15 protein-coding genes, 2 tRNA genes and 6 pseudogenes are annotated in these 23,346 nt (G+C 69.3%); 11 read left to right on the top strand and 12 right to left on the bottom strand.

Translation table 11 applies throughout. From position 1 onward, the window contains the following. The first annotated feature begins 14 nt into the window (after positions 1-14). From recF to QUE51_RS06270, 7 genes and pseudogenes are all read left to right on the top strand, one after another. Positions 15-1,214, top strand: a complete 1,200-nt coding sequence (gene recF, locus QUE51_RS06240; RefSeq protein WP_286278719.1) for a DNA replication/repair protein RecF — start codon at positions 15-17, stop codon at positions 1,212-1,214. After that, positions 1,211-1,717 carry a DciA family protein gene (locus QUE51_RS06245; RefSeq protein WP_286278721.1) on the top strand — a complete coding sequence of 169 codons (507 nt, stop codon included), beginning with the start codon at positions 1,211-1,213 and terminating at the stop codon, positions 1,715-1,717. Before recF ends, QUE51_RS06245 begins: the two co-directional genes overlap by 4 nt. Positions 1,718-1,821: 104 nt before the next feature. Then, positions 1,822-3,831: a DNA topoisomerase (ATP-hydrolyzing) subunit B gene (gene gyrB / locus QUE51_RS06250; protein ID WP_286278722.1), complete on the top strand. Its 2,010-nt coding sequence runs from the start codon at positions 1,822-1,824 to the stop codon at positions 3,829-3,831. A gap of 131 nt (positions 3,832-3,962) precedes the next feature. Beyond that, positions 3,963-6,492, top strand: a pseudogene (gene gyrA / locus QUE51_RS06255) (DNA gyrase subunit A). Further along, a complete protein-coding gene (locus QUE51_RS06260; protein WP_286278723.1) occupies positions 6,485-6,892 on the top strand; it encodes a DUF3566 domain-containing protein in 408 nt (135 codons plus the stop codon). Before gyrA ends, QUE51_RS06260 begins: the two are co-directional and overlap by 8 nt. 64 nt (positions 6,893-6,956) lie before the next feature. Then, positions 6,957-7,030: transfer RNA gene (locus tag QUE51_RS06265), tRNA-Ile, on the top strand. A gap of 144 nt (positions 7,031-7,174) precedes the next feature. Further along, positions 7,175-7,247 (top strand) — tRNA-Ala (locus QUE51_RS06270). A 284-nt stretch (positions 7,248-7,531) separates the two neighbouring features. Here QUE51_RS06270 and QUE51_RS06275 read toward each other — a convergent pair. From QUE51_RS06275 to QUE51_RS06290, 4 genes are all read right to left on the bottom strand, one after another. Next, positions 7,532-8,371 (bottom strand): ABC transporter permease, encoded by an 840-nt coding sequence (locus QUE51_RS06275; RefSeq protein WP_286278724.1) that lies wholly within the window; start codon positions 8,369-8,371, stop codon positions 7,532-7,534. After that, a complete protein-coding gene (locus QUE51_RS06280) occupies positions 8,358-9,296 on the bottom strand; it encodes an ABC transporter ATP-binding protein (protein WP_286278725.1) in 939 nt (312 codons plus the stop codon). The genes QUE51_RS06275 and QUE51_RS06280 overlap by 14 nt, the downstream gene beginning before the upstream one ends. Then, positions 9,293-10,345: a LolA family protein gene (locus QUE51_RS06285; RefSeq protein ID WP_286278727.1), complete on the bottom strand. Its 1,053-nt coding sequence runs from the start codon at positions 10,343-10,345 to the stop codon at positions 9,293-9,295. The genes QUE51_RS06280 and QUE51_RS06285 overlap by 4 nt, the downstream gene beginning before the upstream one ends. 119 nt (positions 10,346-10,464) lie before the next feature. Next, positions 10,465-11,013, bottom strand: a complete 549-nt coding sequence (locus QUE51_RS06290; RefSeq protein WP_286278728.1) for a hypothetical protein — start codon at positions 11,011-11,013, stop codon at positions 10,465-10,467. A gap of 114 nt (positions 11,014-11,127) precedes the next feature. On the opposite strand from QUE51_RS06290, the gene QUE51_RS06295 reads away from it, so the two are divergent. From QUE51_RS06295 to QUE51_RS06305, 3 genes are all read left to right on the top strand, one after another. Next, positions 11,128-11,667 (top strand): peptidylprolyl isomerase, encoded by a 540-nt coding sequence (locus QUE51_RS06295; RefSeq protein WP_286278729.1) that lies wholly within the window; start codon positions 11,128-11,130, stop codon positions 11,665-11,667. Then, a complete protein-coding gene (locus tag QUE51_RS06300) occupies positions 11,664-12,368 on the top strand; it encodes a rhomboid family intramembrane serine protease (RefSeq protein WP_286278730.1) in 705 nt (234 codons plus the stop codon). Before QUE51_RS06295 ends, QUE51_RS06300 begins: the two co-directional genes overlap by 4 nt. A gap of 113 nt (positions 12,369-12,481) precedes the next feature. After that, complete coding sequence (locus tag QUE51_RS06305) at positions 12,482-13,357, top strand: Cof-type HAD-IIB family hydrolase (protein ID WP_286278731.1); 876 nt, start codon at positions 12,482-12,484, stop codon at positions 13,355-13,357. Here QUE51_RS06305 and QUE51_RS06310 read toward each other — a convergent pair. Then, on the bottom strand, positions 13,354-13,590 hold the full coding sequence (locus tag QUE51_RS06310) for a cell division protein CrgA (RefSeq protein ID WP_286278732.1): 237 nt from the start codon (positions 13,588-13,590) through the stop codon (positions 13,354-13,356). The two genes, QUE51_RS06305 and QUE51_RS06310, sit on opposite strands and share 4 nt — an antisense overlap. 76 nt (positions 13,591-13,666) lie before the next feature. Here QUE51_RS06310 and QUE51_RS06315 point away from each other — a divergent pair, with 76 nt between their 5' ends. Beyond that, the gene (locus QUE51_RS06315) at positions 13,667-14,311 is read left to right on the top strand and encodes an anthranilate synthase component II (protein WP_286278733.1); all 645 of its coding nucleotides are present in this window, start codon (positions 13,667-13,669) and stop codon (positions 14,309-14,311) included. A gap of 69 nt (positions 14,312-14,380) precedes the next feature. Here the strand turns inward: QUE51_RS06315 and pknB are convergent, their stop codons facing one another. The 7 genes and pseudogenes from pknB to QUE51_RS06350 form a co-directional block, all read right to left on the bottom strand. Then, entirely contained in the window at positions 14,381-16,117 is a 1,737-nt protein-coding gene (gene pknB, locus QUE51_RS06320) for a Stk1 family PASTA domain-containing Ser/Thr kinase (RefSeq protein ID WP_286278734.1), read from the bottom strand. A 6-nt stretch (positions 16,118-16,123) separates the two neighbouring features. Continuing rightward, positions 16,124-17,883 (bottom strand): annotated as a pseudogene (locus tag QUE51_RS06325) (protein kinase domain-containing protein). Next, positions 17,880-19,333 (bottom strand): annotated as a pseudogene (locus QUE51_RS06330) (peptidoglycan D,D-transpeptidase FtsI family protein). Before QUE51_RS06330 ends, QUE51_RS06325 begins: the two co-directional pseudogenes overlap by 4 nt. After that, positions 19,330-20,717, bottom strand: a pseudogene (locus QUE51_RS06335) (FtsW/RodA/SpoVE family cell cycle protein). The pseudogenes QUE51_RS06330 and QUE51_RS06335 overlap by 4 nt, the downstream one beginning before the upstream one ends. Next, positions 20,714-21,973, bottom strand: a complete 1,260-nt coding sequence (locus QUE51_RS06340) for a Stp1/IreP family PP2C-type Ser/Thr phosphatase (RefSeq protein WP_286278735.1) — start codon at positions 21,971-21,973, stop codon at positions 20,714-20,716. The pseudogene QUE51_RS06335 and the gene QUE51_RS06340 overlap by 4 nt, the downstream one beginning before the upstream one ends. Positions 21,974-21,982: 9 nt before the next feature. Continuing rightward, positions 21,983-22,521, bottom strand: a pseudogene (locus tag QUE51_RS06345) (FHA domain-containing protein FhaB/FipA). Beyond that, positions 22,518-23,245 (bottom strand): annotated as a pseudogene (locus tag QUE51_RS06350) (FHA domain-containing protein). Before QUE51_RS06350 ends, QUE51_RS06345 begins: the two co-directional pseudogenes overlap by 4 nt. Positions 23,246-23,346: the final 101 nt, after the last annotated feature.

Here is a 23,346-nt window from a genome sequence, read left to right on the forward strand (position 1 = left end):
AGGGAGGGTCGTCGATGCACGTCCGCCGGCTGAACCTCGTCGACTTCCGGAACTACGAGAACGCTGATCTGCTGCTCGCCGACGGGGTCAATGTGCTCGTCGGCAGCAACGGCCAGGGGAAGACCAACCTGGTCGAGGCGCTCGGGTACCTGAGCACGCTCGGCTCGCACCGCGTCTCGAGCGATCTCGCTCTGGTCCGCCGCGGAGCGACCTCCGCGATCGTGCGTGCGCTGCTCGGCCACGCGGATCGCGAGTTCCTCGTCGAGCTGCAGATCAACGCATCCTCGGCCAACAAGGCGCAGGTCGGCCGGTCCCCGGCGAAGGTCCGCGACCTCCCGCGCTACTTCTCGAGCGTCCTGTTCGCTCCCGAGGACATGGCCCTCGTGCGCGGCGATCCGTCGGGACGCCGCCGCTTCGCCGATGAGCTGCTCGTTCTGCGCTCCCCGCGTCTCGCCGGAGTGGTGGCCGACTACGAGCGCTCCCTCCGGCAGCGGAACACGCTGCTGAAGAGCGCGCGGGCGACGGGCGCCAAGGCGCTCGCCACCCTGGACCTGTGGGACGAGCGGATCGTGGAGTTCGGAACGCAGATCATTGCGGCGCGCCTCGGTCTCGTCGACGACCTCCGTCCGCACGTGGCGGCGGCGTACCGCGCGATCGTGGGCGCCGATCACGGTCCTCGCCTCAGCACGCAGCTCAGCATCCTGTCCCGCCGGCCCGACGCGGATGAGGAGGGGACCGAGGGCACGGATGCGGTGCTCCCGGTCGACGAAATCCGCGACCGATTCACCGAGGCGCTCGCCGCGGCGCGACCGCGGGAGCTCGAGCGCGGCCTGACCCTGGTGGGACCGCACCGGGACGACATCGTGTTCGAGCTCAACGGGCTGCCGGCGCGAGGGTACGCCAGCCACGGCGAATCCTGGTCGTTCGCACTCTCCCTCAAGCTCGCCTCCGCCGAGCTGCTGCGTGCGGAGGCGAGCTCCGGCGATCCGGTGCTGATCCTCGACGACGTGTTCGCGGAGCTCGACGCCCCGAGGCGGCGCCGGCTGGCGGGAGCGATCCAGGACTACGAGCAGGTGCTCATCACGTCCGCCGTCGCGGAGGACGTGCCCGAGGAGCTGCACGGCACCATGGTGCGGATCCAGGCAGGTCGCATCCTCGACCGCGACGGCACCGAGGACTCGAGCGCAGAGGCGCGGCAGGAGGAGGCAGGGTGAACGACGACGAGGACGTGATCGACGAAGCCCGCTCCGTCTACCTCCGGATCCGCGCGGCGTTCGGCGGGCCGACCGCTCCCGTCGGCGCCCGAACTCGACGCCGGCGCCGATCCGCGGACGAGGGCGACTCGCAGCCGTTCGGCTTCGGGCGCGATCCGTCGACCTTGGGGGAGACACTCTCCGGACTCACCTCGTCCCTGGGCTGGAACACGCAGCTGTCGCAGTCGGAGCTGATCGCAGCGTGGCAGGAGGTGGCCGGTCCCGAGACGGCCGCACACTCCTCACCGACGGGTGTGGAGGACGGCCTCTTGCGGGTCAGCTGCGACTCGACAGCATGGGCGACACAGCTGCGGCTCATGCGCACCGAGATCCTCACCAGGATCGCCGCGAGGTTCCCCGAGGCGCGCATCCAGAACATCGCCTTTTCCGGGCCTGGTGCCCCTACCTGGAAAAGGGGCCCCAGATCGATTCCAGGGCGTGGTCCTCGCGATACTTACGGCTGAGGCGGCAAATCCGTCCAACCTCGTTCCAAACGCCCGTCAGACGCCGGATTTCGCCCCCGCTGGTTTGCTAGAATCGAGGTCTACCGGCGGGAGCCAGGACACGTATGACGACTGATATGAACCACCCCGCGCCGGAGCACACGTACGGTGCCAGCGACATCCAGGTGCTCGAAGGGCTCGAGGCGGTCCGCAAGCGGCCCGGCATGTACATCGGCTCCACCGGCCCGCGCGGTCTCCACCACCTGGTGTATGAGATCGTCGACAACTCGGTGGACGAGGCGCTCGCCGGATACTGCGACGAGATCCAGGTCTCCATCCGCAAGGACGGCGGCGTCCGCGTCGTCGACAACGGCCGCGGGATCCCGGTCGACATCCACCCGGTCGAGAAGCGGTCGACGGTCGAGGTCGTGCTGACCGTCCTGCACGCCGGCGGGAAGTTCGGCGGCGGCGGCTATGCGGTGTCCGGTGGTCTGCACGGCGTCGGCAGCTCCGTCGTCAATGCGCTCTCGACCCGACTGGATGTCGAGGTCCGCCGGCAGGGCTACGTCTGGCGGCAGAGCTTCGAGTCCGGTGTGCCGATGGCGCCGCTCGCGCAGGGCGAGGAGTCCAGCGAGACCGGCACGACCATCACCTTCTGGCCGAACGCCGAGATCTTCGAGACCGTCGAGTTCGACTACGAGACGCTGCGCACGCGCTTCCAGCAGATGGCGTTCCTCAACAAGGGCCTCAAGATCACGCTCACCGACGAGCGGCGCGCCGCTGCCGACGACACCGACCCGGACGCCGGCGTTCCCGAGGAGGGCGATGGGCCGCTGACCCACGTCTACCACTACGAGCGCGGGCTGGTCGACTACGTCGAGTACCTCAACGCCAACAAGCGCGCGGAGGTCGTGAACCCGGAGATCATCTCCTTCGAGTCGGAGGACACCGAGCGGCGGATCTCCCTCGAGGTCGCCATGCAGTGGACGACGGCCTACACCGAGAGCGTCTTCACCTACGCCAACACGATCAACACCCACGAGGGCGGCACGCACGAGGAGGGCTTCCGCGCTGCGCTGACGACGCTCGTCAACCGCTACGCGCGGGAGAAGGGCATCCTCAAGGAGAAGGACGACAACCTCTCGGGGGACGACGTGCGCGAGGGGCTGACCGCGGTGATCTCCGTCAAGCTCGGCGAGCCGCAGTTCGAGGGCCAGACGAAGACGAAGCTCGGCAACACCGAGGCGAAGACCTTCGTCCAGCGCGTCGCCGGCGATCAGCTCGGCGACTGGTTCGAGAGGAACCCCGCCCAGGCGAAGGAGATCATCCGCAAGGCCCTCCAGGCGGCCACCGCGAGGATGGCGGCGCGCAAGGCGCGCGAGACCGCCCGGCGCAAGGGCCTGCTCGAGGGCGGCGGCATGCCGGGCAAGCTCAAGGACTGCCAGAGCAAGGACCCGAAGGTGTCGGAGATCTTCCTCGTGGAGGGCGACTCCGCCGGCGGCTCCGCCGGCACGGGGCGCGACCCGATCCACCAGGCGATCCTGCCGCTGCGCGGAAAGATCCTGAACGTCGAGAAGGCCCGACTCGACCGCGCGCTCGCGAATGCCGAGGTGCAGTCGATGATCACCGCCTTCGGCACGGGCATCGGCGAGGACTTCAACGCCGAGAAGGCGCGGTATCACAAGATCATCCTGATGGCCGACGCCGACGTCGACGGCCAGCACATCACGACCCTCCTCCTGACGCTGCTGTTCCGCTACATGCGGGGCCTCATCGAGATGGGCTACGTCTATCTCGCGCAGCCGCCGCTGTACCGCATCAAGTGGAGCAACTCGCCCCATGACTACGTGTACAGCGACCGCGAGCGGGACGCCGTCCTCGAGGACGGTCTCGCCCAGGGCAAGCGCATCCCGAAGGACAACGGGATCCAGCGCTACAAGGGCCTCGGCGAGATGGACTACAAGGAGCTGTGGGAGACGACCATGGATCCCGAGACCCGCACGCTCCGCCAGGTGACGGTCGAGGATGCCGCCGCAGCGGACGAGATCTTCGCGACCCTCATGGGCGAGGACGTCGAGTCCCGCCGCAGCTTCATCCAGCGCAACGCCAAGGATGTTCGATTCCTCGACATCTGATTCCTCAGGTCCTAGCGCGGAGCGCGAGGGCTTCCGGTGATTGAGGAGCGCGCGCAGCGCGCGTCTCGAAATCCAGTGGGTACGCAGCAGCTGAAGCCCGCGTCCCCACGTAGAGAACAAGACAGGACACCATGACGGACAAGATCGAGCAGGTCGACCTGCAGCTCGAGATGCAGAGGTCGTACCTCGACTACGCGATGAGCGTGATCGTCGGCCGTGCCCTGCCCGATGTGCGGGACGGGCTGAAGCCCGTGCACCGCCGCGTCGTGTACGCGATGTACGACGGCGGCTACCGTCCGGACCGCTCGTTCAACAAGTGCGCGCGCGTCGTCGGCGAGGTGATGGGTCAGTACCACCCGCACGGTGACACCGCCATCTACGACGCCCTGGTCCGGCTGGTCCAGCCGTGGAGCCTCCGCTATCCGCTCGCTCTCGGGCAGGGCAACTTCGGCTCGCCGGGCAACGACGGCGCCGCAGCCGCCCGGTACACCGAGACCAAGATGGCCCCCTCGCGCTCGAGATGGTGCGGGACATCGACGAGGACACCGTCGACTTCCAGGACAACTACGACGGCAAGACGCAGGAGCCCGTCGTCCTGCCCGCTCGCTTCCCGAACCTGCTCGTCAACGGCTCGGTCGGCATCGCGGTCGGCATGGCGACCAACATCCCCCGCACAACCTGCGCGAGGTCGCGGAGGGCGCGCAGTGGCTGCTGCAGCACCCGGAGGCGAATCGCGAGGAGCTGCTCGAGGCGCTTCTGCAGCGCATCAAGGGCCCCGACTTCCCGACGGGTGCGCAGATCCTCGGCACCAAGGGCATCCAGGACGCCTACCGCACCGGTCGCGGATCCATCACGATGCGGGCCGTGGTGAACGTCGAGGAGATCCAGGGTCGCACCTGCCTCGTCGTCACCGAGCTGCCGTACCAGGTGAACCCGGACAACCTCGCGGTCAAGATCGCCGAGCTGGTCAAGGACAACAAGATCGCCGGCATCGCGGACATCCGCGACGAGAGCTCCGGCCGCACCGGCCAGCGCCTCGTGGTCGTCCTCAAGCGGGACGCGGTCGCCAAGGTCGTGCTCAACAACCTGTACAAGCACACGCAACTGCAGGAGAACTTCGGCGCCAACATGCTGGCGATCGTGGACGGGGTGCCGCGCACGCTGCCCATCGACGGCTTCATCTCGCTGTGGGTGGACCACCAGATCGAGGTCATCGTCCGGCGCACCTCGTTCCGGCTGCGCAAGGCCGAGGCCGACGCCCACATCCTCCGCGGATACCTGAAGGCGCTCGACATGCTGGACGAGGTCATCGCCCTCATCCGGCGATCGCCCACCCCGGACGACGCCAAGACCGGCCTGATCGAGCTGCTCGACGTCGACGACATCCAGGCGACCGCGATCCTCAGCCTCCAGCTGCGCCGCCTGGCTGCCCTCGAGCGCCAGAAGATCATCAACGACGCCGCCGAGCTCGAGCGCCTCATCGCCGAGTACAAGGACATCCTCGCCAAGCCGGAGCGGCAGCGGCAGATCATCAGCGAGGAGCTGGCAGCGATCGTCGACCGGTTCGGCGACGAGCGTCGCACCGAGATCCTCCTCGGCTTCGGCGGCGACATGAGCATCGAGGACCTCATCCCCGAGGAGGAGATGGTCGTCACCGTCACGCGCGGCGGGTATGTGAAGCGCACGCGCAGCGACAACTACCGCAGCCAGCACCGCGGAGGACGCGGCGTCCGGGGCGCACAGCTGCGCGCAGACGACGTGGTCGAGCACTTCTTCGTCACCACGACGCACCACTGGCTCCTGTTCTTCACGAACAAGGGGCGCGTGTACCGCGCCAAGGCCTACGAGGTGCAGGAGGGCGGCCGCGATGCCAAGGGGCAGCACGTCGCCAACCTGCTCGCGATGCAGGCGGACGAGGAGATCACCCAGATCCTCGACATCCGCGACTACGCCGTCGCCCAGTACCTCGTGCTCGCCACCCGGCAGGGGCTGCTCAAGAAGACGGCGCTGACCGAGTACGACACCAACCGCACCGGTGGCATCATCGCCATCAACCTGCGCGAAGGCGACGAGCTCGTCTCCGCCCTCCTCGTCAACGAGGACTCCGACCTGCTGCTCGTGTCCCGCAAGGGCATGTCGATCCGCTTCACCGCGACCGATGAGGCGCTCCGCCCGATGGGCCGGAGCACCGCGGGCGTGATCGGCATGCACTTCCGCGGCGACGACGAGCTGCTCGACGCGTCGGTGCTGAACGGAAACTCGGAGGGCGCGTACGTCTTCGTCGTCACCGAGGGCGGCTATGCGAAGCGCACCTCCGTCGACCAGTACCGGGTGCAGAACCGCGGCGGCCTGGGCATCAAGGTCGCGAAGCTCGAGGAATCCCGCGGCGACCTCGCCGGCGCCCTCATCGTCGAGGACGGCGACGAGGTGCTCGTCGTGCTCGCCGGCGGCAAGGTCGTCCGGTCCCAGGTGTCCGAAGTGCCCGCCAAGGGACGCGACACCATGGGAGTAGTTTTCGCCCGATTCGGCGACGAGGACAAAATCATCGCGGTTGCGAAGAACAGTGAACGTAATCTAGACCAGAGCGCGACAGCCGCCGAGGATGCAGAAGGCGTCCCCGTCGACGCCGAGCCTGGGAAGGACGAGTCAGGGGATGAGTAGTGTCGCGGAGAAGCTCGCGCGGAAATCGTCCCGCACGGTGAGCACCAAGCAGGTACGCCTGAAGCTCGTGTACGTCGACTTCTGGTCCGCCGTGAAGCTGTCGTTCCTCATCGCTGTGGCACTCGGCATCGTCCTCATCGTCGGCACCTTCCTCATCTGGATGGTGCTGGCGCAGACCGGAATCTTCGACCGGCTCAGCGGGCTGTTCGGCGAGATCTCGGGAGACTCCAGCTTCAGCCTCACCGCCACCTTCGGACTGCCGCAGGTGCTCGGGTTTACTCTCGTCATCGCACTCCTCAACGTGATCGTCGGCACCGCCCTCGGAGCGATCAGTGCCGTCCTCTACAACCTCAGCGTCCGCATCAGCGGCGGGCTGCTCGTCGGCTTCACCAACCAGTAGGCGAACTGGGGCCCGCGATTCGCGGGGAGACCGTCCGTCCGGTAATGTCGGACGGGTCGAAAACGGGGCTATAGCTCAGGCGGTTAGAGCGCTTCGCTGATAACGAAGAGGTCCGAGGTTCAAGTCCTCGTAGCCCCACTGGCCGTTTTCGGAGGCCAGCCCACGCCGTGCCGAACAGGCACAACGCGAGCCGATCTCGGAAACCGGAGGCTCGGCCGCCGCGTCGGGCGAGCCGGAGAGCCCACGACGCGCGCCGCAGCAGCGGCGGCGCGCCGACAAGCTGGGGACGTAGCTCAATTGGCAGAGCACCGCCTTTGCAAGGCGGGGGTTAGGGGTTCGATTCCCCTCGTCTCCACAGACATGAAACGCCGCCCATCGGGCGGCGTTTGGTGTCTGTGGAGAATGTGCCTATGGCGCTCTGCCGCCAAGGCGGCAGTGCGCGTCGTGGGCAGTCCGGCTCGGCCCGGCGCGGCGGCCCGGCCTTCCGTTCCAGCCTCGGCTCACGATCTGTCTGTGCTGGTTGGTTCCGCAGCTGCTGAGAGACTCCATCACCCCTCTCACCGCTGATTGAGGAGCGGCGCAGCCGCGTCTCGAAATCCACCGGGCGCTCGGGATCAGGCCGCGAAGCCGTCAGCTTGGTCAGCTCAGGATGTCCTTCGTTGCGAAGCGGCCGTAGGCCAGGCCGCCGAAGAACGCGATGTAGCCGAGCTGCAGGAGCGCGTTCTGTCCGAACGAGTCCCACGCGATCGGGTCCCGCAGCAGGTCGGCGAAGCCGAACCAGTAGTGGCTGAACAGCCACGGGTGCAGCCAGTCCAGCTGGGGGAGGGTGTCCAGGATCTGCGCGGCCGCCGCGAGCACGATCGTCGCCGCCATCGCCCCGACCGGCACCGTCGTGAGCGTCGACACGAAGAGCCCGATCGCGCTCAGCCCGAGCAGCGACACCGCCACGTAGGCCGCGAGGAGCAACGCGCGGACCGCGAAGCCGTCGATCCCCACCGTGTTGCCGGATAGGAGCGTCACCGGACCGATGGGGAAGAGGAGCGCGCCGATGCCGACCCCGGCCAGCAGCACCACCAGGGGCGCCGCCAGTGCGAACACCGCAGCCCCCGCATACTTCACCAGGAGCAGGCGCACCCGCCCGGTCGGCGCGACGAGGAGGTAGCGGAGTGTTCCCAGGCTCGCCTCGCCCGCGATCGTGTCGCCCGCGACCACGCCGATCGTGAGCGGAAGGAAGAGCGGGATCGAGACGGTGAGCCCCGTGAAGGACACGAACAGGCCGTTGTCACTGATCGCGGCGAGGAACGCGGGGCCGTTCGACGACGAGCGGATGCGCACGGCGATGCCGACCAGGATCGGCACGAGGGCCAGTGCGGCGAGCATCGCCCACGTGCGCCGGCGACGGAAGAGGACGCTGAGCTCGGAGCCGAGGAGCGCAAAAGCACGGGCCGGCGGCGCCGCCACCGGCTCAGCCCGCGACATCGAAGCCCTCCCCGGTGAGCGCGACGAACCGCTCCTCGAGCGTCTGGTGCTCGACCGCGATGCCGCGAACCCGGACGCCCGCCTCGACGAGGGCGGCGGTCACTCGCTCCGGCAGCAGCTTCCCGTCCAGCTCCGCCGTCACTCCGGAGGCGCCCGCGACCGGCACGAGCCCGAGCCGGCCGAGCACCTCCACCGCCTCGGCGGTGTCCGGGGTCTCGACCCGGACCTCGGACCTGCCCACCTCGCGAAGCTCGTCCAGAGTGCCCTGCGCCACGAGGCGGCCGGCGCTCATCACGGCGACGTGCGTGCACAGCTGCTCGATCTCGGTCAGCAGGTGGCTCGACACGAAGACGGTCGTGCCCTCCTCGGCCAGCGAGCGGATCAGCGTGCGGACCTCGCGAGTGCCCTGCGGGTCGAGCCCGTTCGTCGGCTCATCGAGGACCAGCAGGTCGCGAGGGGCGAGCAGGGCGTTCGCGATGCCGAGCCGCTGCTTCATGCCCAAGGAGTAGGCGGTGACCTTCTTCCCCGCGGCATGTCGCAGGCCCACCCGGTCCAGGGCCGCCGTCACGCGCGCACTGCGCGTCCGGGACGAGCTGGGCGGATCGGCGGCATCGAGGCGGCGGAGGTTGGCGGCACCCGAGAGGAACGGGTAGAAGGCCGGCCCCTCGACGAGCGCGCCGACCCTTGGGAGGACCGAGCGGAGCGCCGAGGGCATCGGCTCGCCGAGCAGGGCGATGTCCCCGCGGGTCGCGGAGGCGAGCCCGAGGATCATCCGGATCGTGGTCGTCTTACCCGAGCCGTTGGGCCCCAGGAAGCCGAAGATCGCCCCGCGAGGGACCTCGAGGTCGAGCCCGTCGACGGCCTTCTGCCGGCCGAACTCCTTGGTCAGTCCCGTCGTCCGGATCGCGGCCTCGGCGGCCGTCACCGGGCGGCGGCCTCGAGGGCCTCGACGGGGACGGCGCCGGCGAGGAGCCGGCCGTCGGCGGTGAACAGGACGGAGACGAGCGACGTCTGCAGAGCGCGACCCTCGGCGACGGGGGTGGTGAGCTGGGCGAGGAGCGCCGACGATGATCCGGCCGAGCCGAGCACGTCGACGGGGAGCGCGACGACGGTGTCCCACCCGGCGCCCGTCACGGTGGGCGAGGGCAGGTCCGGTGCGGCGTAGCCTTCGGGCGGCCCGCTCGGCAGCTCCTCCTCGGTCACCCGTGTGTCGGCCGACGGGGTGAAGGTGAAGGTGTCCGCAGGCGGAGCGGAGAAGTCGATGGAGGTGAAGCCGACACGGACCGCGTCGGTGCTCTGGCCACGAGCGGTCACGGCCACCTCCAGGGGCAGCCCGGTGTCGGAGTCGACCGAGACGGTGACGCTCCCCACGAGGGTGTCGTCCGACTTCGGCGTCAGCACGAGCTCGTAGACCGGGCGTCCCGCGACGGAGCCGGTGGCGACGTCGACCTCGGTGGTGGGATCGACGGCGGCGAGCAGCTTCTCGGCCAGCTCGGCGGGGGTCGCGCTCAGCTGCGGTGCGGCGCCGGAGCCCTCGGGGAGCACGACGTGATGAGCGGCGCGCTGCTTCGAGTCGTAGATCCAGACGTCCGAGCCGTTCCGGTAGAGGTCGCGCTCGGCGAGGTCGTCGAGCACCTGCACGCGCTCCCGCTCGGCCCCATCGACGAACACCTGGGCGGTGTGGTCGGCGGTCAGGAGCTCGAGCACCGCCGAGGTGGAGTCGGCGCCGGATGAGTAGCCGCGCGCAGACTTGGGCAGCTCGGGCAGGCCGAGGTCGGAGCTCTGCTCGACGGTCCCCGAGAACCGGGTAGCCGAGCTGCCGGCGATCAGCGCCAGCACCTCGTCCGCGGACTTCTCGGGAAGACGAGCGCCGGCGGCGCTGCCGAAGGCCGGCACGCCCAGGGCGGCAGCCGCGATGACGGCGGCGGGAATCGCGGCGGGCAGCCAGCGGGAGACCTTGTTCACTTCGATCACCTCAGTAGGGAATTGAAGGCGATGGTACGCGTGATCCTCCTGATGCCGCTGGGAACGGCCTGCTTAACCACGTCGAGGACCCCGGCTGATGCCGGAGCCCTCGACGAGAAGGATGCGCGCTACGCGGTGGGCGTCTTGGGGACGTCCGTGGGGTTCGTGCTCCCCGTCGCGTCCGGCTCGTCGTCGGCGATCCAGAGGTCGTCGTCGGCGCGGAAGGTCTGCCAGGCGGCGTAGGCGACGCCGGCGAGGGCGAGAACTCCGAGCACGATGAGTGCGACGGTGCCGACACCCGGTCCGGACTTCTTCGGGGGCTCGGGAGCCTTGGCGAAGAGGCCCGTGCCGGCCTTCGCGGCAGCCAGCACGCCCAGTGCGGACGCGATGACGCCGTTCACTCCGGGGATGACATCGTGGGCGACCTTGGCGCTCACGCCGGTCGCGACGGCGCGGCCGAGAACGGACGCCTTGTCGACGGACGGCTTGACCCGCGACTCATAGGTGGTCTTCACGCGCGGCACGACGTGCTCCTGCGTGAGAAGGTTCGCCTGCTGGGTGGCGCCGCGCAGGACGTTGGATGCGTGATCCAGCACCTCCTGCTGCTCCTGCCACAGCTCCTCGGCGCTGCTCCGCAGCCGCTTCAATGCCTTCTTGCGCTTGCGGGAGAGCTTCATCTCCTGCCTCCAATGGGTTGCTCGCGTTGGGTTGATCGCGGAATTCCTCCATCTTGCCATCCAGAGCGCTGGGAGCGCCCTGGGGAGTTTTTGCGGGCCGATTAGGGTAGAGCCATGACTCAGCACACGGCAGTTGCCACTCTCCACACGACTCAGGGCGACATCCGCGTGAACCTGTTCGGCAATCACGCACCCAAGACGGTCAAGAACTTCATCGGCCTCGCCACCGGCGACGGCGAGTGGACCGACCCGACCACCGGCGCCAAGGGCGAAGGCCCGCTGTACAAGGACATCGTCTTCCACCGCATCATCCCGAACTTCATGATCCAGGGCGGCGACCCGCTCGGCACCGGAACGGGCGGCCCGGGCTACGAGTTCGACGACGAGATCTCGCCCGACCTCGACTTCACCCAGCCCTACATCCTCGCCATGGCGAACGCCGGCAAGCGCGGGGGCAAGGGCACCAACGGCTCGCAGTTCTTCATCACCACCGGACCCACCACGTGGCTCCAGGGTGCGCACACCATCTTCGGCGTCGTCGCGGATGACGAGTCGCGCGCCGTCGTCGACAAGCTCGGGGCGGTCCCCACCGACGGTCGCGACCGCCCGCTGGAGGAGCAGGTCCTCACGGGCATCACCATCAGCGAGCGGTGACCTTCTCCCGCGGCAGGAGCGGGGCGGCCTGGCGTCGCTTCCGCAGCGCCGTGGCGCCTTCGGTCACCTATGTGCTGATCATGATCACGCTGCTCGTCTTCCTCGCGCAGCTGATCCCGGGATCACCGGTCACGAACGCCCTGCTGTTCGCGCCGGCCTATGTGGAGCCGGCGACCGGCTATCCCTACGAGCCGTGGCGGCTGCTCACCGTGGCCCTCGTGCACTCGCCCGGCGTGATCCTGCACATCGCCTTCAACATGATCGCGCTGTGGATGTTCGGGCAGCAGATCGAGGTGGCGATGGGCCGGTGGCGCTTCCTGCTGACCTACCTGCTGTCGGCGCTCGGCGGCTCCATCGCGGTGCTCTACCTCGGGGCGACGCTGCAGAGCGTCGTGGGCGCATCCGGGGCGATCTTCGGCCTGCTGGGGGCGTACTTCGTGATCGCGCGGAAGCTCGGCGGAAACGCCACGGGCATCCTCGTGCTCATCGCGCTGAACCTCGGGATCGGGCTGTTCGTGCGGACGATCTCCTGGCAGGCCCACGTGGGCGGGCTCATCACGGGCGCCCTGGTGGCGCTCATCATCGTTCAGACCCGCAAGCGCACGCAGCAGCGGCTGCAGGTGCTCCTGCTCGCCGCATTCACGGTGGTTCTGCTCATCGCCGCCGCCTGGCCGGCCCTTACGGGGACCCTCGCGCCCTAGTTATCCACAGGCTCTCCACACTGTGCAAAGTTACACAGCTGTAATACCGGAGTGACCAGCAGATTCTCAGCACTCTGTACCCCGGAAGGGGACTGACACGAAAGGCCAGCGTCATGCCGAACCTCGGACTGCTGTTCGACGTCGATGGGCCGCTCGCGAGTCCGCTCACCCGCACGGTCGCGATCCCCGGCATCCTGGACGATCTGGTGACCCTGGCGGCCGCCGGTGTGCCCATCGCCTTCATCACGGGCCGCTCGGACGCCTTCGTCGAGGAGCAGCTCCTCGCGCCGCTCCTCGACGCCGGCCTGCCCGCCGCCCTCGAGTCCGGCCACGGCCGGATGTTCGGCGTCTTCGAGAAGGGCGCGGTGTGGGCGCCGATCACCGCCACCGGGATGGGCGCCATCACGGTGGACGAGAGCGTGCGGCTGCCGGAGTCGGTCGTCCACGGGCTGCGCACACTGACGGAGCGCGAGTTCGCCGACACCATGTTCTTCGACGACACCAAGCGCGCCATGGTCTCGGTCGAGCAGCGCACCGACGTCGACGCCGACCGCTACAAGGCGGCCCAGGCCGCCTTCAACGACGCGGCCTTCGCCCTCCTGGTCCGTGCGGGTGTGGGGATCGGCTATGGCAGCCGCTTCCGGGCCGACGAGCAGGGCGAGCTCCCCTTCCGCATCGATCCCACGATCATCTCGACCGACATCGAGTCGGTGCTGCTCGACAAGGATCGCGGCGCCGAGCGTGCGGTCCGCTACTTCTCAGAGCTCGGCGAGCTGCCGCGGCGCTGGCGGACGGTCGGCGACTCGCGCAGCGACTACAAGATGGCGGACTACCTCCACGCGGCCGGCTTCGAGGTCGCGCACGTGGACGTGCGCCCGAGCGACGGCATTCCCGAAAAGCCCTACCCCGTGGTCACCCTCGGCGACAGCATCCACGACGAGGCCGGGGCACTCTTCCTCGACCACTGGGTCGAGGAGCTCACGGGCTAGCGCCAGCGCGTCGTCATCAGGAAGCCGATGAAGGCGATCCCGAAGCCGATGAGGATGTTCCAGCTCTGCAGATCCGGGATGGGCAGGGTGCCCTGGCTCACGTAGAAGACGATGATCCACGCGAGGCCCACCAGCATGAAGCCGAACATGACGGGCTTGAACCACACCGGGTTGGGCGCGTCACCAGTGCGCTCCTCGGTGCGGAGCTCGGGTCGGACGCGGGTTCGTGCCATGCGGGGAGTCTAGCAAAGCGCGCTCGCGGTGCCTGGGAGGCGCCCTCGGCCGGGCAGGTGCGAGACTGTACGGGCCATGACCCGCATCCTCGTGATCGACAACTACGACAGCTTCGTCTACACCCTGGACGGCTACCTCAAGCAGCTCGGGGCCGAGACCGAGGTCGTGCGCAACGACAGCATCCCCGAGGCGGACCTCGCGGCGCGCATGAGCGAGTACGACGGGGTGCTGCTCTCGCCGGGGCCGGGGAAGCCCGCGGACGCCGGCGTCTCAGTGCCCGCGGTGGGTGTGGCCCTCGAGCTGGAGCTTCCGCTGTTGGGAGTGTGCCTCGGCCACCAGGCGATCGCGGAGGCCCGCGGCGCCGTGGTGACGAACGCCGAGGAGCTCATGCACGGCAAGACGTCGTCGATCGAGCATGACGGCAGCGCCTTCTACGACGGCGTGCCCCAGCCCTTCACCGCGACGCGGTACCACTCGCTCGCGGTGGTGGACGAGACCGTTCCGGACGACCTCGTCGTCACCTCCCGCACGCAGGGCGGGGTCATCATGGGACTCCGGCACGTGGAGGCGCCCGTCTTCGGGGTGCAGTTCCACCCCGAGTCGGTGCTGACCGAGGGCGGCTACGTGATGCTCGGCAACTGGCTCGGCCTCGTGGGCCTCGCCGATGCCCCGGAGCGCGCGAAGACGCTGCACCCGCTCCTCACGGCCCGCCGCGCCTGACCCCTGTCGAGGTGGCACCTGCTGCTGTTCCCTCGGCGAGATGGCAGCACCTAGTGCCACCTCGCGGCTCTACTTCGCGTCGCAGTAGGTGATCGTGACCTCGGAGCCCTGAGCCACCGTGCCCGGGGCGAGCGACTGCGTCACGACCTTGTCGGACGCCTCGCCGCAGTTGGTGGTCGGCGTGATGCTGACACGGAGCAGCAGCTCGGGTCCCTCCAGCAGCGCGCGGGCCTCGGCCACCGACATGTTCCGCACGTCCGGCATCTCGACACGGCCGTCGGAGATGACCAGGTTCACCGTCGTGCCCTCCGCGATCTGCGTCCCGACCGTGGGGTCCGCGCGCAGCACAGCGCCTTCCGGGACAGTGGGGGAGTGCTCACGGGTGAGGGTGCCGATGGTGAACTTCGACTTCGTGATGAGGTCCTCGGCCGCGCCCTGGGCGAGTCCCACGACGTTCGGCACCGCCGACTGGGTGGGGCCGCTCGAGACGTACACGTCGATCTTGGTGTCCGGGCTCACGATCGTGCCCGGATCCGGGACGGTGCGCACCACCTGGTCCACCGCATAGATGTTGCTCGGCTCCGAGTGCTTCACGGCCTCGAGGTCCAGATCGCTCAGCGCTGCCGCGGCATCGTCGTACGGCTGGCCGGCGAGGGCAGGAACCTCCCGCGAGACATCGGGAAGTCCTTGACTCGGGGTCAGGGTGAAGACCCAGATGACGACCGCGACGACGATCACGGCCACGCTGAGGATGCCTGCCCAGATCCACACGGCCGGCGGCCGCGTCTGCGTGCGGACCACCGTGTCGTCGTCGACCGCGAGCTGCTTCATGGCCGGGTTGGCGGTGAGGGGATCGACGGGCGGAGCACCGAACAGGCCCGCCGCGGCGTCCTGCGACGGCAGCCGTCGCGCCGGCAGCTGCCCGGAGGCGGCCGTGTGCACGTCGTCGCGGAACTCCGCCGCGCTCTGGTAGCGCTCGAACTTGTCCTTCGACAGCGCGCGCAGCGTGACCTGGTCCATGGCCTTCGAGACCTTGGGGTTGATCGAGCTGGGGGTGGGCGCCGCCTCGCTGACGTGCTGATAGGCCACCGCGACCGGGGTGTCCCCGCGGAAGGGCTGGCGCCCCACGAGCATCTCGAACAGCACGACGCCGGTCGAGTAGAGGTCGGTGCGTGCGTCCACCGTCTCGCCGCGCGCCTGCTCCGGCGAGAAGTAGGCGGCGGTCCCGAGGATGGCGGTGGTCTGCGCCACGGTGGCGGACGAGTCGGAGATGGCGCGGGCGATGCCGAAGTCCATGACCTTCACCTGTCCGGTGCGCGTGATCATGATGTTGCCGGGCTTGATGTCGCGGTGCACGACGCCTGCGCGGTGCGAGTACTCGAGCGCGGTCAGGATGCCGTCGACGATGTGCACGGCCTCTGCCGGCTCCAGCGGGCCCATCGCGATGATGTCCTTCAGGAGCTTGCCGTCGACGTACTCCATGACGATGAACGGCTGCGGCGTCTCGACGCCGTGGGCGTCACGCACGACCTCCTCGCCGGCGTCGAAGACGCGGACGATGGTCGGATGCGCCATCCGGGCGGCGGACTGCGCCTCCTGGCGGAAGCGCGTGCGGAACGCCGGATCGTTGGCGAGGGACGACTTCAGCAGCTTGATCGCGACCGTGCGCCCGAGCCGGTTGTCGGTGCCCAGGTGCACGTCGGCCATGCCGCCGCGGCCGAGGAGCGAGCCGATCTGGTAGCGGCCGGCGAGCAGGCGCCGCGTCTCCGGCTGGGGGCGGGCGGTCGGGCCGGTTGAGGTCGTCACCGAGACTCAGCCTCCGGGGGTGGCAGTCGGAGACGGCGTCGTCGGCGTCGGGGTCACCGGGATCGTGAGGTCACCGGACGGGTCGGAGTTGCGGGAGCCGCAGTAGGCGACGTAGTTCACGGTGATGGGGCCGGTGCTGTCCGCGGCGAACTGGTAGTTCGTGGTGCCCGCGTTGACGTTGAAGCTGCCGTCGGAGCCCCCGGCACCCGCGATGCTCACGGTGTAGCCGCTGAGCGCCGTCCCGGCCGGGCACTTGCTGTAGCCGGGCCACTGCACGTTCACGGTGGCGCCCTGCGGCACGGGCGTGGCCGGGCTCTTCACGGTCGGGGCGTCCGGGGCCGGGATGGACGCCATCTCCGTGTAGTACGTGACCTTCACGGCCGTGCCCTTGGCGACGTTGCCCGACGGGTTCACGTCGGAGACGAGGCCCACCTGCTCCTCGGTGCCTGCGGCGTCGCCCTCGACCAGGGTGACGCTGACGCCGAGGGCCTCGAGCTCCGCCTGGACGTCCTCGAAAGGCCGGTCGACATAGGCGTTCCGGTCGATGTTGACCGTGTTCGCCGTCGGGGTGGCGGAGGGCGTCGGGGTGGCCGACGGGGTGGCCGAGACCGACGGCGATGCGCTGGGGCTCGGCGTCGCCCCGCCCCGCGGGTTGAGGAACAGCGCGGCGAGCATGGCGATGAGGCCGATGGCCAGGATGGCGACGATGACGATCAGGGGGATCGTCCAGGGGCTGCGCTTGTGCGGCTCCTCGTCGAGCTCCTCCGCCGTGGCGGCCGCGCCGACGGCGCCGGCGGCACCGAAGCCGAGCCCTGCGGCGGGCAGCACGGTCGTCGCCGCTGCGGTGTTGGCGCCGGCCGACGGGAGCAGCTGGGTGGCCGCGTCCGAGGGAAGGATCGAGGCGCCGTGGGGGAGGATCCCGGGGACGGCGGAGGCGGCACTCGCGACGTCGCCGCGGCGCAGGGCCTGCGCGGCACGAGCGAGATTGGCGGCGGAGGCCGGGCGGTCGGAGGGGCTCTTCGCGATGCAGGAGAGCACGAGGTTGCGCACCGGCTCGGGCACGCTCGCCGGCAGGTCCGGCGGCGTCTCGTTGATCTGCGCCATCGCGATCGCCACCTGGGACTCGCCCGTGAAGGGGCGACGGCCGGCGAGGGCCTCGTAGGCGACGATGCCGAGCGAGTAGATGTCGGTCGCCGGCGACGCAGGGTGGCCGCTGGCCTGCTCGGGGAGAGGTACTGGACCGTCCCCATGACCTGGCCGGTCGCGGTGAGCGGCACCTGGTCGGCGATCCGGGCGATGCCGAAGTCGGTGATCTTGACGCGGCCGTCCGGCGTGATGAGGAGGTTGCCGGGCTTGATGTCGCGGTGCACGAGGCCCGCCGCGTGGGCGGCCTGCAGCGCGGACGCGGTCTGCGCGACGATGTCGAGCACCCGGTCGGTGGACAGGATGCGCTCGCGCTCGAGGATGGTGGAGAGCGCCTCGCCGGGCACGAGCTCCATCACGAGGTAGGCGCTGCCCTCCTCCTCGCCGTAGTCGTAGACGTTGGCGATGCCCTCATGGTTCACGAGAGCGGCGTGGCGGGCCTCCGCGCGGAAGCGCTCGAGGAAGCCGGGGTCGCCCAGATACTCGTCCTTGAGGATCTTGATGGCGACGGTGCGCCCGATGACGAGATCCGTGGCTTCCCAGACCTCGCCCATGCCGCCGATGGCGACACGGTTCTTGAGCTGGTAGCGACCGCCGAAGGTGACGCCAGTGACCGGCCTCATCGATTCAGCACCGCCTCAAACACCTGCTTCGCTATGGGCGCGGCGACCAGATTCCCGAATCCGGTCTGACCGAGCCCTCCCCGTTCTCCACCACGACCGCGACGGCCACCTTCGGGTTGTCAGCGGGGGCGAACCCGGTGAACCAGAGGGTGTACGGGTCATCCCCGCCGTTCTGCGCAGTACCCGTCTTGCCGGCCACGCTGATCCCGTCCATTCTTGCATTGCTGGCCGCCCCGTTCTCGACATTGGCCACCATCATCTGGGTGACCGTTGCCGAGGTGTTATCACTGATGGGCGTCGAGAAGACCTCGGGCTGGAAGTCCTGCCGCACCGTGAGGTCGGGGGCGAGGATCTGGTCGATCAGGTTCGGCTTCATGACCGCGCCCTTGTTGGCGATCCCGGCGGACACCATCGCCATCTGCAGCGGCGTCGCGCGGTCCTCGTACTGGCCGAACGACGACATGGCCAGCTGCGCCTCGTCGAGACCGTCCGGGTAGCTGCTGGGGGTGACCTTCATCGGGATGCTCAGCTCCTGTCCGAAGCCGTATGCGGACGCCATCTTCGAGATGGTGTCCTCGCCGAGCTGGAGACCGAGCTCGGCGAAGGGGATGTTGCAGGACAGGCGGAGGGCCGTGGCGAGCGTGGCGGTGGAGCCGCCGCCGCAGTCGGCCCCCTCCGAGTTGGTGATCTCGGTCTCCGTGCCCGGGAGCGTGAAGGTGCCGGGGTTCGGCAGCTCGCTGTCGGGCGTGAACTTGCCGCTCTCGATGGCGGCCGACGTCATGACGAGCTTGAAGGTCGACCCGGGCGGGTTGAGGTTGCCTCCGATGGCCCGGTTCTGCAGAGGCTCGCTCGGGTCGTTGATCAGGGTCTCGTAGGCCGCTTCGGCCGTGTCCCCGTCGTGCACGGCGAGGGCGTTCGGGTCGAAGCCCGGCTTCGAGACCATCGCGAGGATCTTGCCGGTCGAGGGCTCGATCGCGACGACGGCGCCCTGCTGGTCGCCGAGCGCGTCGTAGGCGGCCTGCTGGACGACCGGGTCGAGGGTGAGCTCCACCGAGTCCCCCTGGGGCTTCTGGCCGGTGAGGATGCTGCCCAGCTGGTCGAAGAACTGCGAGTTCGCCGTGCCGCTGAGGTACTGGTTCATCGCGCCCTCGATGCCGGTCGGCTCCCCGCCGAGGGTGAGGTAGCCGGTGACCGAGGAGTACAGGTCCGCGTTCGGGTACGTGCGCTGGAACTTGTAGACGTCGTCGGCCGGCACGGACTGCGCGATCGGCTGCCCGGCGACGAGGATCGAGCCGCGCTGCGCGGAGTAGCTCTGGTAGAGCGTTCGCACGTTGCGCGAGTCGGTGCGGAGGTTGTCGACCTGGAACACCTGGATGATCGAGGTGGAGCCGAACAGCACCGCGAACATGAGGACGACGAGGACGCTGATGCGCTTGAGCTCGCGGTTCATACGACGAGCCTCGGCTGGTTGCGCACCGAGTCGGAGATCCGCAGCAGCAGCGCGGCGATGATCCAGTTCGCGACGAGCGAGGACCCTCCGGCGGCGAGGAACGGCGTGGTGAGGCCGGTCAGCGGAATGACGCGCGTGACGCCGCCGATGACGATGAAGCACTGCAGCGCGAGGACGAAGGAGAGGCCCACCGCGAGGAGCTTGCCGAAGTCGTCCTGCCCGGCGAAGCCGATCCGGAAGCCGCGGGACACGAGGAGCAGGTAGAGCGCGAGGATCACGAAGAGGCCGGTGAGGCCGAGCTCCTCGCCGAGCGTCGCGATGATGTAGTCGCTCTGCGCCACCGGCGTCACCTCGGGCATGCCCTGCCCCAGCCCGGTGCCCACGACGCCTCCGTTGGCGAGCCCGAAGAGGCCCTGCACGAGCTGGTAGGAGCCGCCGTCGCTGTTGTAGACGTCCGGGTTGAAGGCGTCGAGCCAGTTCTGGAGCCGGCCGTGGACGTAGTCGAGGGTCTGACTGGCGATGAGTGCGCCGCCGACGAACAGGACGAGGCCGAGGAGGATCCAGCTGAACCGCCCGGTCGCGACGTAGATCATCACGAGGAAGAGGCCGAAGTAGAGAAGCGCCGTGCCGAGGTCGCGCTGGAACACGATGACGCTCATCGCGACCGCCCAGACGACGAGGATTGGGCCGAGGTCCTTGCCGCGGGGCAGCTGGATGCCGAGCACCTTGCGGCCGACCATGGAGAGGACTCGCGCCTGCTCACCAGGTAGCCGGCGAAGAAGACAGCGAGGGCGATCTTCGCGATCTCGCCGGGCTGGAAGGAGAAGGGCCCGATGCTGATCCAGACGCGAGCGCCGTTGATGGTCTGGCCGATGCCCGGAAGCATCGGCAGCAGCAGGAGCAGGACCGACACCAGCATCGCCAGGTAGGTGTAGCGCTGCAGCACCCGGTGGTTGCGGATGACGATGAGCACGGCGAGGGCGCAGACGATGGCGATCGCCGACCAGACGATCTGCCGGATCGCGACCGAGTCGGTGAAGCCCTCATCGCCGTTCGCGACGTCGATCCGGTAGATGCCGGCGATGCCCAGGCCGTTCAGGAGGGTGGCGATCGGCAGCACGAACGGATCGGCCTCGCTCGCGGTGAACCGCAGGACGAGGTGCACCATCAGCGTCAGCAGCGAGAGTCCGGCGACGAGCACGATGACGTTCGGCTGCACGGCCCCCGTCGCGCCGAGCTGCACGAGCACGATCGCGGCCGCGTTGATGGCCCACACCACGACCAGCAGCGCGATCTCGAGATTCCTCAGCCGGCGGGGCATGCGCATGGTGCGCACGCGCTCGGTGCGCCCGCGCGGCAGGGCGCCGGTCGCCGTGTCCGTCATCGTCTCGTTCCCGTTGTGACCACCGATTCGAGGTTGTCGATGATCGCAGAGGCGTGCTGGGCGGTCGCTGCGGGGATCGTCGCCTCGACCTGCGCCTGGTAGTACATCGGCAATCGGTCCACCGGGATGTCGGTGTCGCGGACCACTGCGGAGAGCGGGAAGGGGCCGACCGAGGCCTGCACCCCCTGATAGACGGCGACGTTGCCGTCCGCTTCACCGACGTAGAACTGCTGCTGCGTCCACGCGTAGCCCAGGATCGCGCCGAGGATCGCACCAAGAGCGACGATCCCGATCACGATCAGCCAGATGAGTCGGCGGCGGCGCGCGCGGCGGCGGTCCTCCGCGATGAGCCGCTCGAGGTAGTCGTCGTCGTCCGCCTCGACGTGGGTCTCGCGCGCGACCGCGGTGGACTTGAGGGGGTGCAGGAGGATCGAGGGGAGCCGGAGCCGGCGTCCGCCCTCCGAGTCGAACTCGAGCGGCCCTGCGGCGGACCCGACGGTCACCGCCTCCTCCGGCGTCTCGGGCCCCTCCGGGTCCACGTCGACCACGATGACCGTCACATTGTCGGGCGCGCCCTGCTCGAGCGCCTCCCGGATCAGGCGGTCGGCGACGGCGGCAGCCTCGGCGTGGTCGCCGAGCACGGAGCGGATGCGGTCCTCGTTGACGTAGCTGCTGAGGCCGTCGGAGCAGATCATCCACCGGTCGCCCTTGGTGGTGGTGAGGATGCTCGTGTCGATCTCGGGTGCCTGGTCGATGTCCCCGAGCACGCGCATGAGAACGGAGCGCCGAGGGTGGACGAGGGCCTCCTCGGGCGTGATGCGGCCGCTGTCGACGAGGCGCTGCACGAACGTGTGGTCCGTCGTGATCTGGGAGAGCTCGCCGTCGCGCAGCAGGTAGATGCGCGAGTCGCCGATGTGGGCGATCGCCATGCTGTCGCCGACCCGGATCATCGCGGACACCGTTGTGCCCATGCCGGTCAGCTCGGGGTGCTCGAAGACCGTCTCGGCGAGCAGCTGGTTCGCGGCGACGAGGGCCGACTGCAGAGCGAACTCCGCATCCTGCGGGGAGGAGTAGCGGGCGGTGTCGGTCTCGGCGATGCGGTTGACGGCGATGGCTGAGGCGACGTCACCGCCGGCGTGGCCGCCCATCCCGTCGGCGACGACGAAGAGCTGGGACCCGGCGAACCCGGAATCCTGGTTGTTGGAGCGCACCTTCCCGACATGCGAGACGGCAGCCCCGAGCGTTCTCTGGACCATCCGGGGCGGCTACCGTCGCAGCTCGAAGCTCGTCGCGCCGACCTTGACCGGGGTGTTGACCGGGACCTGGGTCGGGATCGTCACCCGCTTGCCGTCGAGGAAGGTGCCGTTGGTCGAGTCGAGGTCCTGAATGACCCACTCGTCGTTCCAGAGCAGCAGCCGGGCATGGTGGGTTGAGGTGTAGTCGTCGAGGATCTGCAGGCCCGACTCGCTGGACCGGCCGATGGTGAGCGGCTCCGTGCCGAGCTCGATCTCTACGCCGGCCTTCGGGCCCGAGGTGATGACGAGCCGGCTCGCGGTCCGCGTGGTCGCCATCGGCTTGGAGATGCCCCCGCCGGCGTAGGCGGGCCGGTGGGCAGGGACTGCACGGCGGGCGGCGTGGAGACCGGGACGGAGGCGGGGGCCGCGGCGAACGCCGGCTGCTCCTGGAGTCGCCGGACGCGCGTGCCGAACAGGTCCGAGCGGAGCGCGTAGACGATCGCGAAGACGAACGCCCAGAGCAGGACGAGGAACGCGATCCGGAGGATCAGCAGGGTGAGGTCGCTCATCGCCCGCCCCAGAAGTTGCCGAGGTTGTCGTTCGCGGGACCGGAGGCGGAGCCGTCCGCGTTCTGCGGGACCACCCGGAACACGATCCGCGTCCGGCCGATCTGCACCACGGACTCCGGCGGCAGGACCGCCTTGTCGATGCGCTCGCCGTTGAGGGTCGTGCCGTTGGTCGAGCCGAGGTCGTTCACCTGCGCGCGGGACCCGTCCCAGAGGATCTCGACGTGGCGGCGGCTCGTTCCGCTGTCGTCGATCGTGATGTCGGCGTCGGAGCCGCGGCCGATCACGATGCGGCCCTGCTTAAGGGATAGCGCTTCCCGGCGACGTCGACGACCGCCGTCCAGGCCACCTCCCCGCCGCGGGCCGTGCCGGAGTCTACCTGCACCAGGCCGTCCGCGACGCTCTCGTCCGGCGCCAGGGAGATGCTGAGGGCGCCCGCGAACTGGTAGCCCTGCGTCTTCGCATGCTGCTGGACCAGTGCGGTCAACTCGTCGGTGAGGCTCGGACCCATCGCGGACATCCTCTCGAAGTCCGTCGGGGACAGGCGCACGGTGAAGCGGTTCGGCGCGAGAATCCTGTCGCGCGCGACGATCGCCGCATGCGTGTCGAGCTCCTTGCGCAGCGCAGCGGTGATCTCGATCGGCTGCAGACTGGACTTGAACGTCCGAGCGAAGGCCCCGTTGACCGCGCGCTCGAGACCTCTTTCGAAGTTGTCGAGTATGCCCACGAGTTCGCGGCCTTCCGGTCGAGCGCGCGCGGGAACCCCGCGCCTGGCTTATTGAATGGTAGCCCGCCGCCCCCGCCGCCCCCGTCAGGGGCGCGGCCCGC

It is taken from the genome of Naasia aerilata, assembly GCF_030296595.1.
Lineage (GTDB): Bacteria > Actinomycetota > Actinomycetes > Actinomycetales > Microbacteriaceae > Naasia > Naasia aerilata.

What these genes read in the sequence shown, in the direction of transcription:
- QUE51_RS06305 (WP_286278731.1), top strand. Translation starts at nt 12,482, where the DNA reads ATGCCGAACCTCGGACTGCTGTTCGACGTCGATGGGCCGCTCGCGAGT.
- QUE51_RS06340 (WP_286278735.1), bottom strand. Translation starts at nt 21,973, where the DNA reads ATGGTCCAGAGAACGCTCGGGGCTGCCGTCTCGCATGTCGGGAAGGTG.
- QUE51_RS06275 (WP_286278724.1), bottom strand. Translation starts at nt 8,371, where the DNA reads ATGTCGCGGGCTGAGCCGGTGGCGGCGCCGCCGGCCCGTGCTTTTGCG.
- gyrB (WP_286278722.1), top strand. Translation starts at nt 1,822, where the DNA reads ATGACGACTGATATGAACCACCCCGCGCCGGAGCACACGTACGGTGCC.
- QUE51_RS06260 (WP_286278723.1), top strand. Translation starts at nt 6,485, where the DNA reads ATGAGTAGTGTCGCGGAGAAGCTCGCGCGGAAATCGTCCCGCACGGTG.
- QUE51_RS06290 (WP_286278728.1), bottom strand. Translation starts at nt 11,013, where the DNA reads ATGAAGCTCTCCCGCAAGCGCAAGAAGGCATTGAAGCGGCTGCGGAGC.
- QUE51_RS06310 (WP_286278732.1), bottom strand. Translation starts at nt 13,590, where the DNA reads ATGGCACGAACCCGCGTCCGACCCGAGCTCCGCACCGAGGAGCGCACT.
- QUE51_RS06295 (WP_286278729.1), top strand. Translation starts at nt 11,128, where the DNA reads ATGACTCAGCACACGGCAGTTGCCACTCTCCACACGACTCAGGGCGAC.
- recF (WP_286278719.1), top strand. Translation starts at nt 15, where the DNA reads ATGCACGTCCGCCGGCTGAACCTCGTCGACTTCCGGAACTACGAGAAC.
- QUE51_RS06315 (WP_286278733.1), top strand. Translation starts at nt 13,667, where the DNA reads ATGACCCGCATCCTCGTGATCGACAACTACGACAGCTTCGTCTACACC.